Source organism: Roseovarius indicus, assembly GCF_008728195.1.
GTDB classification, from domain to species: Bacteria; Pseudomonadota; Alphaproteobacteria; order Rhodobacterales; family Rhodobacteraceae; genus Roseovarius; species Roseovarius indicus.
Genome location: NZ_CP031598.1, coordinates 3,600,083 through 3,616,480, shown reverse-complemented (window position 1 = coordinate 3,616,480; position 16,398 = coordinate 3,600,083). Strand labels below are relative to the sequence as shown.

The 16,398-nt window shown below is 66.0% G+C and carries 19 protein-coding genes and 1 riboswitch; of the genes, 10 read left to right on the top strand and 9 right to left on the bottom strand.

The window, feature by feature from the left end:
- Positions 1-63 precede the first annotated feature (63 nt).
- Positions 64-939, bottom strand: a complete 876-nt coding sequence (locus RIdsm_RS17350) for a LysR family transcriptional regulator (protein ID WP_057816874.1) — start codon at positions 937-939, stop codon at positions 64-66.
- Positions 940-1,043: 104 nt separating this feature from the next.
- Positions 1,044-1,239, top strand: a riboswitch (cobalamin riboswitch).
- 94 nt (positions 1,240-1,333) lie between these two features.
- Here RIdsm_RS17350 and RIdsm_RS17345 point away from each other — a divergent pair.
- A complete protein-coding gene (locus RIdsm_RS17345) occupies positions 1,334-1,600 on the top strand; it encodes a hypothetical protein (RefSeq protein ID WP_236553244.1) in 267 nt (88 codons plus the stop codon).
- Between the two features lie 27 nt (positions 1,601-1,627).
- Positions 1,628-2,179 carry a sugar O-acetyltransferase gene (locus RIdsm_RS17340; protein ID WP_057816873.1) on the top strand — a complete coding sequence of 184 codons (552 nt, stop codon included), beginning with the start codon at positions 1,628-1,630 and terminating at the stop codon, positions 2,177-2,179.
- Between the two features lie 7 nt (positions 2,180-2,186).
- On the opposite strand, the gene RIdsm_RS17335 is transcribed toward RIdsm_RS17340, so the two are convergent.
- Both RIdsm_RS17335 and RIdsm_RS17330 read right to left on the bottom strand, forming a co-directional pair.
- Complete coding sequence (locus tag RIdsm_RS17335) at positions 2,187-3,476, bottom strand: ArgE/DapE family deacylase (protein WP_057816872.1); 1,290 nt, start codon at positions 3,474-3,476, stop codon at positions 2,187-2,189.
- 279 nt (positions 3,477-3,755) lie between these two features.
- A complete protein-coding gene (locus RIdsm_RS17330) occupies positions 3,756-3,971 on the bottom strand; it encodes a DUF1127 domain-containing protein (RefSeq protein WP_057816871.1) in 216 nt (71 codons plus the stop codon).
- 252 nt (positions 3,972-4,223) lie between these two features.
- Here RIdsm_RS17330 and RIdsm_RS17325 point away from each other — a divergent pair, with 252 nt between their 5' ends.
- Entirely contained in the window at positions 4,224-5,324 is a 1,101-nt protein-coding gene (locus RIdsm_RS17325; RefSeq protein WP_057816870.1) for an Mrp/NBP35 family ATP-binding protein, read from the top strand.
- A gap of 39 nt (positions 5,325-5,363) precedes the next feature.
- Positions 5,364-5,633 (top strand): hypothetical protein, encoded by a 270-nt coding sequence (locus RIdsm_RS17320; RefSeq protein ID WP_057816869.1) that lies wholly within the window; start codon positions 5,364-5,366, stop codon positions 5,631-5,633.
- A gap of 58 nt (positions 5,634-5,691) precedes the next feature.
- On the opposite strand, the gene RIdsm_RS30385 is transcribed toward RIdsm_RS17320, so the two are convergent.
- Complete coding sequence (locus RIdsm_RS30385; protein ID WP_201455572.1) at positions 5,692-6,609, bottom strand: peptidoglycan-binding domain-containing protein; 918 nt, start codon at positions 6,607-6,609, stop codon at positions 5,692-5,694.
- Positions 6,610-6,645: 36 nt separating this feature from the next.
- Positions 6,646-7,032, bottom strand: coding sequence for an OB-fold nucleic acid binding domain-containing protein (locus RIdsm_RS17305; protein ID WP_244955837.1), 387 nt, complete (start codon positions 7,030-7,032; stop codon positions 6,646-6,648).
- A gap of 136 nt (positions 7,033-7,168) precedes the next feature.
- Between RIdsm_RS17305 and RIdsm_RS17300 the strand changes: the two genes are divergently transcribed.
- Complete coding sequence (locus RIdsm_RS17300) at positions 7,169-7,492, top strand: 2Fe-2S iron-sulfur cluster-binding protein (RefSeq protein ID WP_057816867.1); 324 nt, start codon at positions 7,169-7,171, stop codon at positions 7,490-7,492.
- Positions 7,492-8,322, top strand: coding sequence for an FG-GAP repeat domain-containing protein (locus RIdsm_RS17295; RefSeq protein WP_236553242.1), 831 nt, complete (start codon positions 7,492-7,494; stop codon positions 8,320-8,322). The genes RIdsm_RS17300 and RIdsm_RS17295 overlap by 1 nt, the downstream gene beginning before the upstream one ends.
- 89 nt (positions 8,323-8,411) lie before the next feature.
- On the opposite strand, the gene purD is transcribed toward RIdsm_RS17295, so the two are convergent.
- A complete protein-coding gene (purD, locus tag RIdsm_RS17290; RefSeq protein ID WP_057816866.1) occupies positions 8,412-9,674 on the bottom strand; it encodes a phosphoribosylamine--glycine ligase in 1,263 nt (420 codons plus the stop codon).
- Positions 9,675-9,816: 142 nt separating this feature from the next.
- Between purD and RIdsm_RS17285 the strand changes: the two genes are divergently transcribed.
- The gene (locus RIdsm_RS17285) at positions 9,817-10,377 is read left to right on the top strand and encodes a type 1 glutamine amidotransferase domain-containing protein (protein WP_057816865.1); all 561 of its coding nucleotides are present in this window, start codon (positions 9,817-9,819) and stop codon (positions 10,375-10,377) included.
- 44 nt (positions 10,378-10,421) lie between these two features.
- A complete protein-coding gene (xseA, locus tag RIdsm_RS17280) occupies positions 10,422-11,912 on the top strand; it encodes an exodeoxyribonuclease VII large subunit (RefSeq protein WP_057816864.1) in 1,491 nt (496 codons plus the stop codon).
- 93 nt (positions 11,913-12,005) lie between these two features.
- Here xseA and RIdsm_RS17275 read toward each other — a convergent pair whose 3' ends face one another.
- Positions 12,006-12,353: a hypothetical protein gene (locus RIdsm_RS17275; protein ID WP_244955836.1), complete on the bottom strand. Its 348-nt coding sequence runs from the start codon at positions 12,351-12,353 to the stop codon at positions 12,006-12,008.
- The gene (locus RIdsm_RS17270; protein ID WP_074940436.1) at positions 12,319-13,512 is read right to left on the bottom strand and encodes an alkane 1-monooxygenase; all 1,194 of its coding nucleotides are present in this window, start codon (positions 13,510-13,512) and stop codon (positions 12,319-12,321) included. Before RIdsm_RS17270 ends, RIdsm_RS17275 begins: the two co-directional genes overlap by 35 nt.
- 186 nt (positions 13,513-13,698) lie before the next feature.
- On the opposite strand from RIdsm_RS17270, the gene RIdsm_RS17265 reads away from it, so the two are divergent.
- Positions 13,699-15,384, top strand: coding sequence for an NAD(P)H-dependent oxidoreductase subunit E (locus tag RIdsm_RS17265; protein WP_057816862.1), 1,686 nt, complete (start codon positions 13,699-13,701; stop codon positions 15,382-15,384).
- 12 nt (positions 15,385-15,396) lie between these two features.
- Here RIdsm_RS17265 and RIdsm_RS17260 read toward each other — a convergent pair whose 3' ends face one another.
- Positions 15,397-15,639, bottom strand: coding sequence for a hypothetical protein (locus RIdsm_RS17260; RefSeq protein ID WP_057816861.1), 243 nt, complete (start codon positions 15,637-15,639; stop codon positions 15,397-15,399).
- 96 nt (positions 15,640-15,735) lie between these two features.
- Between RIdsm_RS17260 and RIdsm_RS17255 the strand changes: the two genes are divergently transcribed.
- Entirely contained in the window at positions 15,736-16,356 is a 621-nt protein-coding gene (locus RIdsm_RS17255; protein WP_057816860.1) for a lysoplasmalogenase family protein, read from the top strand.
- Positions 16,357-16,398: the final 42 nt, after the last annotated feature.

The window sequence follows — 16,398 nt, the reverse complement described above, 5'->3', positions numbered from 1 at the left end:
GTCAGCGGCGGCATTGGGGCATGGGGCCGACTTCAGATCAAACGCAAAAAAGTTGAAGTAATTTCAGTTTGTTTGAAATTCTGTGGCGAGGATGGCGGCGGCCATGTCTCGGGCGGCTGGGGGCATATGCGCCGCGTCGGGGGTGAACATGTAGACCTCGCGCCGGGCGGAGACGTCTTGGAGGGGCAGAAAGGTGAGGTCGGAAAACTCTGGCAGAACAGCGAGTTCCGGCAGGACGGTGATGCCGACGCCGGCGCGCACGAGGCTGAGGATGGAGGCGGTGTTGCGCACGCTGAGGCGGGCGGATTCGAGAAGGGGGGTGAAGGCGTCGTCGTCGATCTGGCGGCAGAGGCCGTTGGCGATGAAGCTGGTGCCGTGGAGATCTGACCAGGTGAGGGTCTGCCAGCCCCATGTCAGCGGATGATCGGCGCGGCAGACCACGCCGAAGCGGTCGGTGAGGATGCGCCGGCGGTCGAAGCCGGGAATGGGGCCGAGGCTGGCCAGCCCGATATCGGCGCCTTCGGCGCTCATCTCCTGTTCGATGGCGGACGAATCGGCGTCGCGCATGTCGATGCGGACCGCGGGGTGCTCGGCGATGTAACGGCGCAGGACCTGGGGCATGACCACCTGGGCGATGGACGGCGTGGCGATGATGCGGACGAAGCCGCGTTCGGCGCGGGCGAGCCCCTCGATGGCGGTGACGGTGCGCTCGAAATGGGTGATCTCGCGGGTGGCTTCCTGGCGGATGAGCTCGCCCAGCGGGGTGAGGCGGGATTTGCGGCCGGTCTCGAAGAGGGGCGCGCCGACGTGATCCTCGAACTGTCGGAGCATCATGGACACGGCGGAGGGTGTGCGGTTCAGGATTTCGGCGGCATCGGCGAGCGAACCCTTGTCGGCAACGGCTTGAAAGCAGCGGAGCATTTCGATCTTGATGGCCATATTCAAGAAACCCTGAAGTTTCAGGTATAAAGGGTCAGGTTTTCTTGAATGTCCAGTCGCGGGATCGTGCCAGTGATCTTTGCTTGTGCGAGTCACCGGGAGGTGCGAAAGTGATCGTCCGAGGTGCCGGTGCTCTTGTCAGAGGGCAACGGAGAATTGGGAAGCCGGTGAAAGGCCGGCGCTGCCCCCGCAACGGTAAGCATGGGGGGTATGGGCGAAATACCACTGGGCGCAAAGCCCGGGAAGGTGCCCGTATCCTGACCCGCAAGCCCGGAAACCAGCCTTGGACCAACGTCAAGCCGCGGGGGGCGGTGCGGGCGGATGGGTTTCGTCCATCGCTCCACTTTCCTTCGCCCCAGTTCGGCCCGGGGTGTGGCCGGTGGAGGAAGATGAGATGACCGCAGCGCGGATACTGGATGGATTGGAACGCAGCGAGGCCACCGGCAAGGAGGCTGACAGCGTGGCGCGGATGGGGTTCCTGGAATGGGCCTTTGGCCTTGAGGGCGAGGTGACGCCCGCCAAGGCGAAGGCGGCGCTGGACAGTGCCGAGGCGCAGGGGCCGGAGAGCGATGCGGCCTGTGCGTTCGTGGTGTTCCTGCGGCAGGCGACGCGGCCTGTCAGCGGAGGGCTGCGCCGGGGGCGTCGGCGGGCGCTTCACTGAAGGCTAGCGGCCCGCTAGGGTCGGGCCATGGCGAGTGAGAAAGAGAAGATGCAGGCGGGGGAGTGGTACACGTGCCATGACCCGGAGCTTTTCGCGCTGCAGGATGCGGCGCGGGCGGCCTGTCATGCGCATAACACCGGTGTGCCGGTGGAGCGGGGGCCGATTGGCGCGGCGCTGGCTGGGTTGTTCGCCGAAATGGGCGAGGGCTGCATGATCGAGGCGCCGTTTCATTGCGCCTACGGGGTGCACATTCACCTGGGCGCACGGGTTTACATGAATGCCGGCTGTACGATTCTCGACACGGCCGAGGTGCGGATCGGAGACGATACGATGCTGGGGCCGGGGGTGCAGATTTATTGCCCGACGCATCACAAGGACCGGGCCAAGCGGGTGGCCGGGCTGGAACGGGCGCGGCCGGTGACGATCGGGCGCGAGGTGTGGATCGCCGGCGGAGCGATTCTGTTGCCCGGGGTGACGGTGGGCGACGGGGCGATTGTGGGCGCCGGCAGCGTGGTGACGCGGGACGTGGCGCCGGACACGATGGTGCTGGGGAACCCGGCGCGGGTGCGCGCCGGGTGAGTTTGGGTCAGGTCTCTGTCAGGCCGCACCATTCGGCGATGAAGAGGGCGATGACCCCGGTGACCTGTTTGACCGAGGCGAGATCGACCCGTTCGTCGAAGCCGTGGATGCTTTCGGCGACGGGCCCGTAACAGAGGCTGGGGATGCCGTGGTAGAGGCCGTAGAACCGGGTGTCGGTGAGCGCCGTGAACTGGCGGTCTTCGGGCCCGTCCTGGTTGAAGACGGATTTGTGGGCCGCCGAGAGGGCGGTTTCGGGGGCATCGGCGTTTTCGAGGACGAAGCCGTCGGCCTGGAAGCCGTTCCAGACGATCTCGGGCGGGTTCGAGCGGAGGAAGGGGTGGGCCTTGGCCGCTTTCGCAACGGTTTCGGCGATCTCGGCCTTCACCTCTTCGACCGACCAGCCGGGCAGGAGGCCCATGCGGCAGTCGACCTCGCACCATGAGGGCACGGAGGAGGCCCAGTCGCCGCCCTTGATGATGCCCGCGTTGAAGTTGATCGGGTGTTCGGCGCCCTTGAAGGCGGGGTTGTCGGGGACGCGGGTGTTGAACTCTTCGCAGAGGGCTTCCAGCGCGGTGAGCAGTTCGAACGTGCCCATGATGGCGTTGGCGCCGGTGCCGGCATAGGCCACGTGGGCGGGTTTGCCCTGCACCTGCAGCTTGAACCAGACGACGCCGACCTGGGCGCGCACGAGGCTGTGGCCGGTGGGTTCGGGGATGAAGACGCAATCGGCGCGGTAGCCGCGGGCGAGGGTGGCCAGCGCCCCCATGCCGCTGCTTTCTTCCTCGATGACGGATTGGTAGTGGATGCGGCCCTCGGAGGCGAAGCCCGCGCGGCGGATGGCGTCGACGGCGAAGAGGGCGGCGGTGTCGCCGGCTTTCATGTCGCCGGCGCCGCGGCCGTGCATCCAGCCGTCTTTTATGACCGGGTCGTAGGGCGGGGTGGCCCACATCTCTTCGGGGCCTTCGGGGACCACGTCGAGATGGCCCTGTAGAATCAGGGATTTGCCGCCAGACCCTTTGCCTTCGAGCGTGCCGTTGACGGCGCGGATCTCGGTGATGTCGCCGGCGGCATCGCAGAAGCCCGGCTGATCGGCCAGCTCGGACATCGGCACGGTCCAGTCGTCGACCTCCCATCCGCGGGTGGAGAGGGCGTTGGCCATGAAGTCGAGCGCCTTCGCTTCCTCGCCCCGGCGGCTGGGAATGCGGGTGAGGTCGGCCAGGAACGAGACCTGATCGTCGAAGCCCGCCTCGACGGCGTCGAGAATCGCTTGGGTGGTTTTTTCGGGGATGGCGGTCATGACGGCTCCTGCTGCGGTTTGGCAGAGGGGAGCAGCGGCAGGTCGGCCCGTCAAGGTGGATGTATGTAAAGGGGGCGCCAAAAAAGAAAACGGCGGCGCCTGGGAGGAGGAGTGGCGCCGCCGTTCCATTACGTTCGGCCCTGGGAGGAGGAGTAGGGCCTTACGCAGCTGTTTGGACCTAAAGGTCCGAAGTTTTGGGCGACGGCATCAGGGAGGAGGAGAGATGCCGCCGCCATTTCCGAATGTCCCAGGGAGGAGGAGAGGGACACCCGAAACTTTTTACTCGCCGTAGACTGCCTTTCGTGCCGCAGCGCGAATGCCGGACCGGTGGATACCGAGGTCGGCCAGTGCGGCCCTGTCCAGCTCTGACAATTCGCGCACGGTTGCGCGATAGGCGAGGTAGTCGTAAACCGCTTGCATCACGTGATGCGCTGCGGCGCTTATTTCGATTGCGAGGCCCGTTTCTACGGCGCGCTTCTCGCTGTAAGTTGCCATTTTCGGCTCCGTCTTCTTTCCTGAGCGCCTCTTCTGCGAGAGGCTGTGTTTTGTTGTTCGTTGATATTGAAGATAGCTAAATGCTGCAGTTGCACAATGCCTAGATAAGCATTGCTGCTATGCAGAAAATGCATAAGCAAAGCTGACCTAATATTCAGGCAGTTGGACTGTTTTTTAAGCGAAAAATATCTCCCCCTTGCAGGTGCAGAAAAATCTGCCACGTATTGCAGCAAGACTGACGGGAGAATGGGCATGACCGATATTCGCACTGCGATCGAGACGGAACTCAAGCGGCTCGAGCTGCCCGACGGGGGCAACCTGGTGTCGCGCGACATGGTGCGGGCGCTGTCCGTCGAGGGGGGCGTGGCGCGATTCGTCATCGAGGCGCCCACCACCGAGATGGCCAAGAAGATGGAGCCGCTGCGCGCCGCCGCCGAGCGGGCGGCGCTGTCGGTGGAGGGGGTCGAGAGCGCCTCGGTCGCGCTGACCGCGCATGAGCAGAGCGCCAAGGCGCCGCCGAAACCGGCCGGCGGTTCGGATGAGGACGCGCCCTCGCTGAAGCTGGGCGGGCATCCCAAGGGCGGGCAAAGCTCGATCCGGCCGGCTTCGGTGAAATCGCTGATCGCCGTGGGCTCGGGCAAGGGCGGCGTGGGCAAGTCGACCGTGTCGTCGAACCTTGCCGTGGCGCTGGCCAAGCAGGGCCGCAAGGTGGGCCTGCTGGATGCCGACATTTACGGCCCCAGCCAGCCAAGGATGATGGGCGAGACCAAACGCCCGGCCAGCCCCGATGGAAAGATCATCGAACCGCTGAAGGCGCATGGCGTGACGTTCATGTCGATCGGCCTGATGCTCGACCCCGACAAGGCGGTCGTGTGGCGGGGGCCGATGCTGATGGGGGCGTTGCAGCAGATGCTGAGCCAGGTGAACTGGGGCGAGCTCGATGTGCTGATCGTCGATCTGCCGCCGGGGACGGGCGATGTGCAGCTGACGCTGAGCCAGCGGGCGCAGCCCACAGGCGCGCTGATCGTGTCGACGCCGCAGGACGTGGCGCTGCTGGATGCGCGCAAGGCGATGGACATGTTCAACACGCTGAAGACGCCGATCCTGGGCCTGATCGAGAACATGTCGGTGTTTCACTGCCCTGAATGCGGCTACGAGGCGCATATCTTTGGTCATGGCGGCGTGTCGAAGGAGGCGGAGAAGCTGGGGATACCGTTCCTGGGCGCCTTGCCGATCGACCTCGAGACGCGGCTGGCGGGGGATGAGGGCAAACCCATCGCGCTTGGCGACGGGCCGATGGCGCAGGCCTATGCGCAGTTGGCCGACCGGCTGGTGCAGGGCGGGATGGCCTAACGGTCTTTGCGGCGGGCGGGATTGCGCTAGGTCTGGCCCATGCTGATCGCGGTTATCTGTATCTACATGGGCGTTTGGGCCTGTGCGTATTACGCGGGCCAGTCGGAAGGCGGCGTTCGGTTCGCCGGGTTTTACGCGGTGGCGGTGCTGGCATTGCCGAATCTGTTCGGGCTGGCGTTCTGGCTGATTTACCAACGGGTTGATGGCGACGGCGCGGCCGATCTGACGCGGATGGTCATCCTGGTCGGCGCGGGGCTGGCGCTTGTCTTCTACCCGGTGATCTATCTCCGGACGCGGCGGGGCGCATAGGCCGCGCCCTTATAGCGTTTCGCCTTCAACCTGAGACCTGATCGAGAGGCGAAACGCTTTAGTTGCTTTCCGTCGAGATCGGCAGCGGCGTGAGGTTGCCGTTGTTGCGCTTCTTCTCGTCTTCGAGGGCGGCTTTGAGTTCCGCCGCACGCTTGGCCTTCTCGGCGCGTTCGGCCTCGGCCTTTGCCTTGGCTTCGGCCTCGCGCCTGGCCTGGGCGGCTTTCTCGGCCTCGACGGCGGCAAGACGGTCGGCTTCGGCCTTGGCGTCGGCTTCCGCCTTGGCTACGGCCTTGGCTTTCGCTTCGGCCTCGCGCCTGGCTTTTTCCTCGGCCTCGGCTTCCAGCTTGGCGAGTTCCGCGGCCTCTTTCCGGTTTTTCGCCTCTTCGGCGGCGAGCCGCGCCTTTTCGGCCTTGAGAACCTTTTCGGCCTTCTCGGCAGCGGCGAGCCGCTTTTCCTTTTCGCCCGGAAGTTCGACGGGGGAGAGCCCCATCTGGCGGGCGGCCGCGAGCGAGATCTTGGCCGAATCGAGCCCCTGCGGCTTTTGATAGGCGCGGATGGCGGCCTGGGTGCGGCCGTCCATCTCGCCGTTGATGGGGCCGCGGTAATGGCCGCGCGCCTTGAGCGCCCGTTGCAGCGAGGTGTTGAATTCCGGCGTGAGCTGGTAGTCGCAGGGGGTTTCGAACCACGTGGCCTTGCGCGGCTTGACGATTTTCTGCTGTGTTTCCGTCTTGTAGACGGCGGGCGTGCCGGAGGAACCGTCGGCCGCAACGCCCGCGGGCTGGACGACGACCTGCTCGGTCACCGTTTCGATCACGGCGGGGGTTTCATCCTGGCCCCAGCAGGTGCCGGGCTGGGCGCCGGGGGGCGCGTGGCGCGCCACGACCTCGGCCGGCTCGGCCATTTGGGGCAGGCCGGTCTGGCATGCGCCAAGCAGGGATGTTGCCGCAAGAACGGCCGGTAACGATCTGATTTTCATGCTCGATGCCTCTGCGGGCTTTTGTTGTGCCGCAGTCTAGCCGGTTTCGCCCTCGCGGGGAAGCGGGCAATCGGGATCGAGCAGCCGGTCTAGCAACGGGGACACATCCTCGATCTCTTCGGCCACGACATGAACGACGCCCGCCTCGCGCTGAACCCGGCCGGTGACCCGCAGCAGCCGCCCCGAGATCACCGCCCGGCGGAAGCGTTCGTACATGTTGCGCCAGACGACGATGTTCACGACGCCCGTCTCGTCCTCGAGCGTGAGGAAGATCACGCCCTTGGCGGTGCCGGGACGCTGGCGCAGGATGACGAGCCCGGCCACGGTGACGCGCGCGCCGCCCGGCGGCTCATCCAGGCGGGCGGCGACGAGGGCCGCGGGCGGGCGCGGCCAGTCTGCGTAAAAGGCGGGCAGGGGGGACATGACTTTCATGAGAACGAAGATAGAACATTTGAGAATTGTCGCAACTCCTCCCGTGCCATGTCGCAAATGGGGCTGGCCTCTCTTACATGGCTTGGCTAGGAACCATTGGAAATCCGAGGCGAGGGAGACCGCAGTCATGGCGAAAATCACCTATATCGAGCACAACGGCACGGAACATGTGGTCGAGGTGGCCAACGGGCTGACCGTGATGGAAGGCGCGCGCGACAACAACATCCCCGGGATCGAGGCGGATTGCGGCGGGGCCTGCGCCTGTTCGACCTGCCATGTCTATGTCGACCCGTCCTGGGTGGAGAAGCTGCCCGCGAAGGACGACATGGAAGAGGACATGCTCGATTTCGCCTTCGAGCCCGACCCCGAGCGTTCGCGCCTGACCTGTCAGTTGAAGGTGAGCGACGCGCTGGACGGGCTGATCGTGCAGATGCCCGAAAAGCAGATCTGATGCGGCTGGCGGCGGCCGTTGCCTTCGGGCTGCTGCTGCCGGTGGTTGGCTGGGGCTGCGAGGCGCGGACCGGGGGCCATGGGCTGCCGGGGCGGTTTGCCGAGGCGGATGTTAACAATACGAAGCCTGGCGGCGGGGTGCATGAGGGCTGGGTGGCCCGTGGCGCCCGGCTGGTGATGCATGCGGGGTTCCTGCGGGAGACCGATGAGTACGGGCATGGCGTATTGGGTGATCTGCGCGATGCCAAGGCGCTGACGATCCATCTGCGGCTGCCGGGGGATGAGCGGATCACCTGCCCGGCGGAGGTGATCCTGCCGGAGGGTGAGGTTTTCGAGGATATCGCGCCGCGGCTGGCGGATCTCGACGGCGACGGATTGCCCGAGATCGTGGTGGTGCAGTCGAACGGCCGAAAGGGGGCCCGGCTGGCGGTTTACGACCGGCGCGCGCGGCTGGTGGCGGCGACGCCCCATATCGGCCAGCGCCACAGGTGGCTGGCCCCGGCGGCGGTGGCGGATCTTGACGGGGATGGGCATATGGAGCTGGCCTATGTGGACCGGCCGCACCTGGCCAAGCGGTTGCGCGTGTGGCGGTTTCGCGGTGGCAAGCTGGAACACGTGGCGGATGCCGAGGGATTTACCAATCACCGGATCGGCTGGGATTTCATCCCCGGTGGGCAGCGACGGTGTGGGGGCACCACGGAGATCATCACCGCCAACTCCGACTGGACCCGCATTGTGGCGGCGCGGCTCGCATCAGGCCGGATCGCTCGCCGTGACCTTGGCCCCTACACGGGCCCTGACAGCCTCAACGCCGCAACAAACTGCCCCTGAGGCTTCTTCTGGACAAAAATATCCCGGGGAGCGCGAGGGGCTGGCCCCTCGCTCCGGTCGGATGGCGCAAGCCATCCGAGCCCATCGGATCAGAGCGCCCGCCACCCGATATCGCGCCGATACACGCCGTCGGGCCAGTCGATCTTGTCGATCATCCCGTAGGCCCGGTCGGCCGCCTCGCGCAGGCTCGCCCCCCGCGCCGTGACGTTCAGCACGCGGCCACCGGTGGCGATAAACTGGCCGTCTTTCCGGCCCGTGCCGGCGTGGAAGACCATGTGGAAGCTGTCTTCAGGAACGTTCTCCAGCCCCTTGATGACACTGCCTTTTTCATACCCGCCGGGGTAGCCGTCGGCGGCCATGACCACGGTCATGGCGTGATCGTCGGCCCAGTTGACGCGGGCCTCGGCCAAGCGGTTTTCGGCGGCGGCGTGGAGAAGGTCGAGCACTTGCGCGCCGAGGCGCATCATCAGCACCTGGCATTCGGGGTCGCCGAAGCGGACATTGTATTCGACGAGGCGCGGATTGCCGTCCTTGATCATGAGGCCTGCATAGAGGACGCCCTGGTAGGGTGTGCCGCGTTTGACCATCTCGCGCAGGGTGGGTTTTACGATATCTTCCAAGGCCTTGTCGGCAATAGCTGAGGTGAGGACAGGCGCCGGGGAGTAGGCGCCCATGCCGCCGGTGTTGGGGCCGGTGTCGCCTTCACCGATGCGCTTGTGATCCTGCGCTGTGCCGATGGGAAGGGCCTCTTCCCCGTCGCAGAGGATGAAGAAGGAGGCTTCCTCGCCTTCCATGAATTCCTCGATCACCACCTCGGCCCCCGCGCCGCCAAAGGCGCCGCCGAACATGTCGTCGATGGCGGCGTGGGCGTCTTCCACCGTTTCGGCCACGATCACGCCCTTGCCGGCGGCGAGGCCGTCGGCCTTGACCACGATGGGGGCGCCCTGGGCTGTCACGTAATCCTTGGCGGCGCCGGCGTCGGTGAAATGGCCGTAGGCGGCGGTGGGGGCGTTGGCCGCGTCGCAGATTTCCTTGGTGAAGCTTTTCGAGGCTTCCAACCGGGCGGCGGCCTCGGAGGGGCCGAAGACCAGCAGACCGGCGTCGCGCAAGCGGTCGCCGACGCCCGCGGCCAGCGGCGCCTCGGGGCCGATGATGACGAACTCGATGGCGTTGGCGTCGCAGAAATTCACCACCGCTGCGCCGTCTTCGATGTCGAGCGTGGCGCATTCGGCGATTTCGGCGATGCCGGCATTGCCGGGCGCTACGATCAGCTTGTCGCATTTGGGGTTCTGCATCACCGCCCAGGCCAGCGCGTGTTCGCGCCCGCCACCGCCGAGAATGAGAATGTTCATGGCGTGCGCCTCCTTGCCGAATACCGGCCTCTCCATAGGGGCAGTGACGGAAGGTGGCAAGCGGCGGAAGGGTGCAGGAACAGGGAGGCCCCGCAGGGCGTTGGGCCCCCAAGACATCCACTTCAACCAAAGGACACGCAACATGGCACGTCTCAATGACAAGAAAGTCGCAATCCTGGCCACGCATGGCTTTGAACAATCCGAACTGGAGCACCCGCTGAACGCCCTGCGCGAAGCCGGTGCCACGGTGCATGTCATCTCGCCGGAGAGCGGTGAGATCAAGGGCTGGAAAGGCAGCGACTGGGGCACGCCCGTTGCCGTCGACGAGACCCTCGACGACGCGCAGGCCGATCACTTCGACGCGCTGGTGCTGCCGGGCGGGCAGATCAACCCCGACCTGCTGCGCGCGAACCCGACAGCTGTGGAATTCGTCAAGGCGTTCTGGGCGGCCGGCAAGCCGATCGGCGCCATCTGTCACGGGCCCTGGCTGCTTGTGGAAGCGGATGTCGTGAAAGGCCGCAAGATCACCTCGTACCATTCGATCAAGACCGACGTCGTCAATGCCGGCGGCGAGTGGGAAGACAGCGAATGCGTCTGCGACAACGGCCTTGTGACCAGCCGCAACCCCGATGACCTGCCGGCCTTCAGCGCCAAGATGATCGAAGAGATCGCGGAAGGCCGCCACGACCTCAGCGCCGCGTAAACCGGGCGCTTTCCATCGCGGATCAGATCGGGCATGAATGGCTCATGTCCGATCTGATCGATGACCCGTCACCGGGTGAGAATGCCCCTGAATTTTCCGTCTCGGAGCTATCCGGCGCGGTCAAGCGTGTGGTGGAGGGAGAGTTCGGGTTTGTCCGTGTCAGGGGCGAGGTGGGCCGCGTGTCGCGGCCGCGCTCGGGGCATGTCTATCTTGACCTGAAGGATGACCGGGCCGTTCTGGCCGGGGTGATCTGGAAGGGTGTCTCCTCTCGCCTGGCGGTGCAGCCGGAGGAGGGGATGGAGGTTGTCGCCACCGGGCGGCTGACCACGTTCCCCGGCCAATCGCGGTACCAGATCGTCATCGACGATGTGAAGCCCGCGGGCATGGGCGCGCTGATGGCGCTTCTGGAGAAGCGCAAGAAGGCGCTCGCGGCGGAGGGGCTGTTCGATGAAAGCCGCAAGAAGAGGCGGCCGTATCTTCCTGAAATCATTGGAGTTGTGACCTCTCCCTCGGGGGCGGTGATCCGGGATATCCTGCATCGTTTGCGCGACCGGTTTCCGCGCAAGGTGCTGATCTGGCCGGTGGCCGTTCAGGGGGAGCGCTGTGCGCCGGAGGTGGCAAGGGCCATCGAGGGGTTCAACCGGCTGACGCCCGGGGGCGCGTTGCCGCGGCCGGATTTGTTGATCGTGGCCAGGGGCGGTGGCTCGGTCGAGGACCTGTGGGGCTTCAACGAGGAAATCGTGGTGCGCGCGGCGGCGGCATCGCAGATACCGCTGATTTCCGCCGTGGGGCACGAGACGGATACGACGCTCATTGATTTCGCGTCGGACGTGCGGGCTCCGACGCCGTCGGCGGCGGCGGAGCTGGCGGTGCCCGTGCGGCTGGATCTGCTGGCGTGGTTCGACAACCAGGAGGCGCGGCTGACCCATGCGCTGACCAAGGGGATCAGCGACCGGGGGCAGAGGCTGCGCGACCTGGCAAGGGCGTTGCCGCGGGTCGAGACGTTGCTGGATGGGCCGCGGCAGAGGCTGGATGGCTGGGCCGAGCGGCTGCCGAATGCGCTGACGCGGTCGGTGCAGTTGCGGCGGGTGAGGTTGTACGAAAGCACGGGGGCGTTGCGGCCGGGGCTGCTGCGCCGGGCGTGGGAGAGCGACCGGCGGCGGCTGGATACGGCGATTGCGCGGTTGAGCACCGGGGCGATCGAGCGGGATATCGAGAGGAAGTCGCGGGACCTGACGGCGCTGTCGCGGCGGTTGTCGGATGCCGGGACGCGGCAGGTGCAGCGGTGGCGCGAGCGGGTCGACGGGCTGGAGCGGCTGCGCGAGACGGTTGGCTACGAGGCGACGCTCAGGCGCGGCTATGCGGTGGTGCGGGGCGATGGCGACGTGGTGACGACGAAGGCCGCGGCCGAGACAGCGTCGGGGCTGGAGATCGAGTTTGCGGATGGCAGGCTGCCGGTTGTTTCGGGCGGTGGTTCGGCGCCGAAGAGGGCCAAGCCCAAGCCGGATGCGCCGGACCAGGGGTCGTTGTTCTGAAGCTGCGGGCAAGTCGGGGATTTGTCAGAAATTGACAAGTATTCCGCGGCTTCCGGTGCTCAGACTGTCACGTCATGTTGTAAAACGACAAGTCTAAACGCCCACATCCGGACCCATGCACATCAAAGGTTCGTCAGTCTGGCGCACTTCGTAGAGCTCGGTCTGGGCCGGGTCGTTCTCGAACTGGGCGATCAGGCCGCCGGCGCTGCGCTCGAAGCTCCAGCATTGCGGGTCGGGCTGGTTTTCGTAGACGAAGCAGATCAGGCCTTCTTCCTCGTACCAGACGCCTTCCTGGCATTTGCCGTCGAGAAAGGTCCAGCGGACACGGCGGTTGGCGAGGTATTCCTCGGCCCCGTAAGGTTCGCCCCGGGAGCCGTAATAGAAGGTCTTGCCCTTGGTGTAGGCGTCAAATTCCCCGGCGTCCATCACGTCGGCTGCCATGGTCGGCAGCGGCGTGGTCAGCAGGCACAGGGTCAGTAGGGTTTTGCGCATGGGTTGACTTTGGCAGAAGCTCCGCCCCTGCGCTAGCCGATATCGTACTGTGCTGGTCTGGTTTGACAGGATTGTCGGGCGACGTTACGTCAACTGCCCGCCACTTGTCACAGCGCGGGTTCATCATGCGGAACCAGACCGGCGGGACCATGGCGAGTGCTGCCATGACAGGCAGCGAACGGGGCAGGTAGGGCATCACCTGGGGGTCGAGTTGCAGCGCCGGGTAGGGGCGCGACGGGGTGACGTGATGGTCGGAATGGCGGGGGGCGTTCACGGTAAGCGCGGAGGAGAAGATTTGCGGCGCGTTCCACGAGTGCTGGGGGCCGACGGGTTCGAGCTTGCCGTTGGGCAATTCGCGGCGGCGGAGGCCGTAATGCTGCACGTAATCGGCCATAAGGATTTGTAATTGCGCGTAGATCGCCATGGCGAGAAGGGCTGCGAGGCCTGTCGGGCCGGCGATGAGGAAGGCCGCCACAAGGGTGGCGAGGGCGCCGCCCACATAGGTGACATAGGGGTGCAGGCCGGGGTTGGAGGCGCGCTGGCGGCGGCGGGTTTCGGCGCGCAGGCCGGCGAGGAAGGATTGGCGGCCGACGCGGGCGGCGAAGCGGTAGAAGCTTTCGCCGCGGGGCGCGCTGTTGGGGTCGCCGGAGCTGCCGACATGGACGTGGTGGACGAGAAGATGCGCGCTGGCGTGGTGGCCGACGAGGAGGGTGGTGTACATCCAGCGGCCCATGAGGCGGAGCATGCGGGAAGGCTTGTGGATCAGTTCATGGGCAACGGGGTGCGAGATCTGGCCGAAGATCAGGCCGGAGGACATGGCGACCAGCACGCGTTCGATGGCTGAGAGGCCGCTGGGGCCGCCGACGGCCCATGTGCCGAGGCCGAGAAGGGTGAAATGGGCGAGGCCCAAGGCGACGAGAAGGGTGCTGGCGGCGGGGAATTCGGCGTCGGGGTCGGAATTGCGCGTCTCGCGGGCGATGAGCCTGTCCATGAGGAAGACGAGACCGGTCAGGTAAAACGCCGCAAGCCAGGGCCAGACGCCGCCGTTAAGGCCGGCGAGACCGACGAGGATGCACGGAAGCACCGTGACGATGGCGAACAGAAGCACGCTTTGCCGTCCTCTCGCCCCCACGCGCCGGTGACCCGGCGGACCAATACCCATTACTCGGAACGTTTTTTACACCTGCGCTAAGGGAAACCGCAACGCTTCCGGGCGCTTGTTTGTCGTTTTTGGCATCGCGTTGTAGCCGTGCCACCGGTAGAACCCGGGCAACTACGTCAGAGGAGGTGTCGGATGGCACTGGATGAGCGCAAGGGTGTCTGGAAATCGGGGCGCGGCAAGGGTCGCCGCACGCCGAAGGGGCGTCAGCTTGAGGATCAGCCCTGGGACGACGTTCGCCGGCTGCTGGGCGACGGGCCGCGGCGGTCCGATTTGCTGATCGAATACCTGCACCTGATCCAGGACGAGTTCGGCCACCTGTCGGCGGGGCACCTGCGGGCGCTGGCCGAGGAGCTGCGGATCGCGCAGGCCGAAGTGTACGAGGTGGCGACCTTCTATGCGCATTTCGACGTGGTGAAGGAAGGCGAGACGCCGCCGCCGGCGCTGACCATCCGGGTGTGCGATTCGCTGAGTTGCGAGCTGGCCGGGGCGCAGGAGCTGAAGAAGGCACTTGAGGATGGGCTCGACCCGTCGGAGGTGCGGGTTCTGCGGGCGCCGTGCATGGGGCGGTGCGATACCGCGCCGGTGCTGGAGCTGGGGCACAACCATATCGACCATGCGACGCCCGAGAAGGTGAAGGCTGCGATCGAGGCGGATGACACGCACGCGCATTTGCCGGATTATCAAGGGCTTGCGGCCTATCGTGAAAGTGGCGGCTATGCCAAGCTGGAGGAGCTGCGCAAGAGCGGCGTCTTCGAGGATGTGCAGCAGACGCTGCTGGATGCGGGTGTTCGGGGCCTTGGCGGCGCCGGGTTCCCGTCGGGGCGGAAATGGGGGTTTGTGCGGGCCGAGAAAGGGCCGCGCTACCTGGCCGTAAATGGCGACGAGGGCGAGCCGGGGACGTTCAAGGACCGCTTTTACCTCGAGCGGCATCCCCATGTTTTCCTTGAAGGAATGCTGATTGCGGCCTGGGCCGTGGAGGCCGATACCTGCTTCATCTACATGCGCGACGAATACCCCGCCGTGCTGGAGATCCTGCGGCGCGAGATCGCGGCGCTGGAGGAGGCCGGGATCGTGAAGCCGGGCTTTATCGACCTGCGCCGGGGCGCGGGGGCGTATATCTGCGGCGAAGAGAGCGCGATGATCGAATCGATCGAGGGCAAGCGGGGCCTGCCGCGGCACCGGCCGCCCTTCGTGGCGCAGGTGGGGATCTTCAACAAGCCGACGCTCGTGAACAACGTGGAGACGCTTTACTGGGTCACGCGGGTGCTGCGCGAGGGCAAGGATGTGCTGGCCGCGACCGAGAAGAACGGGCGCAAGGGCCTGCGGTCGTTCTCGGTGTCGGGGCGGGTGAAGAAGCCCGGCGTGCACCTGCTGCCGGCGGGCTCGACCATTGCCGACGTGATCGAGGCCGCGGGCGGGATGCTCGACGGGCATGAGCTGAAGGCCTACCAGCCGGGCGGGCCGTCGTCCGGCCTGTTGCCGGCGTCGATGAGCCATGTGCCGCTCGATTTCGACATGTTGCAGGAGCACGGGACGTTCATCGGCTCGGCCGCCGTGGTGGTTCTGTCGGACAAGGACAGTGCCCGGGAGGCCGCGCTGAACATGCTGCGGTTCTTCGAGGATGAAAGCTGTGGCCAGTGCACGCCGTGCCGGGTGGGCTGTGAGAAGGCGGTCAAGCTGATGGAGGCGGATCACTGGGATCAGCCGCTTCTGGAAAAGCTGTGCCAGGCGATGGGCGATGCGTCGATCTGTGGCCTGGGGCAGGCGGCGCCGAACCCCATTCGCCTGACGATGAAGCATTTCCCGGATGAGGTCTGAGGGGTAAGCCCCTCAGATTGCTTTGAAAAGCCGCTGGAAGAGGCGGCCGCCGATGCGCGGCATGCCGACCATGTAGGCGATGACGAGCGCGAACAGGATGATCGCGGGCAGGCCGTTCAGTTCGAACCCGCCTTCGGTGGTGTCGCCGGTGATGCTGGCGATGATGAAGCCGAAAATGAAGAAACTGATAAACAGGTCGAGAATGAAGGCGATGACCACGCGCCATGTTGCTGGTCTGGTTGTGGCTTCCGACATTTTGTCCCTCCGCAAGCCTTGGAATGTCGGGACTTTAGCGCGAGTTTCACGGCAGAAGAAGCCAATGAATAGCGGGCGAATGGTAAATAACCGGTAATGGGTGCGTTCCTTGCCATCAGTTGCGTCGTGTCGGTGGCCTATGGGCTGTGGTTCTGCCACCGGCCAGTAACGGCGTGGCGGAGCGTGGTGAAGACGGTGCCGGTGGCCTTGCTGGCCCTCTGGGCGGCGCTGGCGGGCGGGCCGGTGTGGCTGGTCGCGGCGCTGGCCTTGTCGGCCTTCGGGGATTTCGCGCTGTCGCGGGAGGGGGAGCGGGCGTTCCTGGCAGGGCTGTGCGGGTTCGCGCTGGCGCATGTGGCCTATATCGCGTTGCTTGCCGGGCTGGTCGAGGGGGCGCCGCCGGTGGTGCCGCTTGTGGCGTTGCTGGCGTTGGCGGTGTCGACCGAGCTTTGGCTGGCGCCGCATACGGGCGAGATGCGCTGGCCGGTGCGGGTTTACGTGGGGCTGATCACGGTGATGGCGGGCTGTGCGCTGGCGCTGCCGGGGGCGATGTGGCTGGCGGCCTTGGGCGCAGGGGCGTTCGTGCTGTCGGATACGGTGCTGGCGGTGCAGCTGTTCCGGCGCGACGTGGCGGCGCGGTTCGACAGGGCGCTGTCGGCGGTGCTGTGGGCCTTGTACTATGGCGCGCAAATGGCGATGGCGCTGGCGCTGGCGGGCTAAGGCTTCCATCTTCCGGCCAATGAGATTAGGTGACAGGGAGGC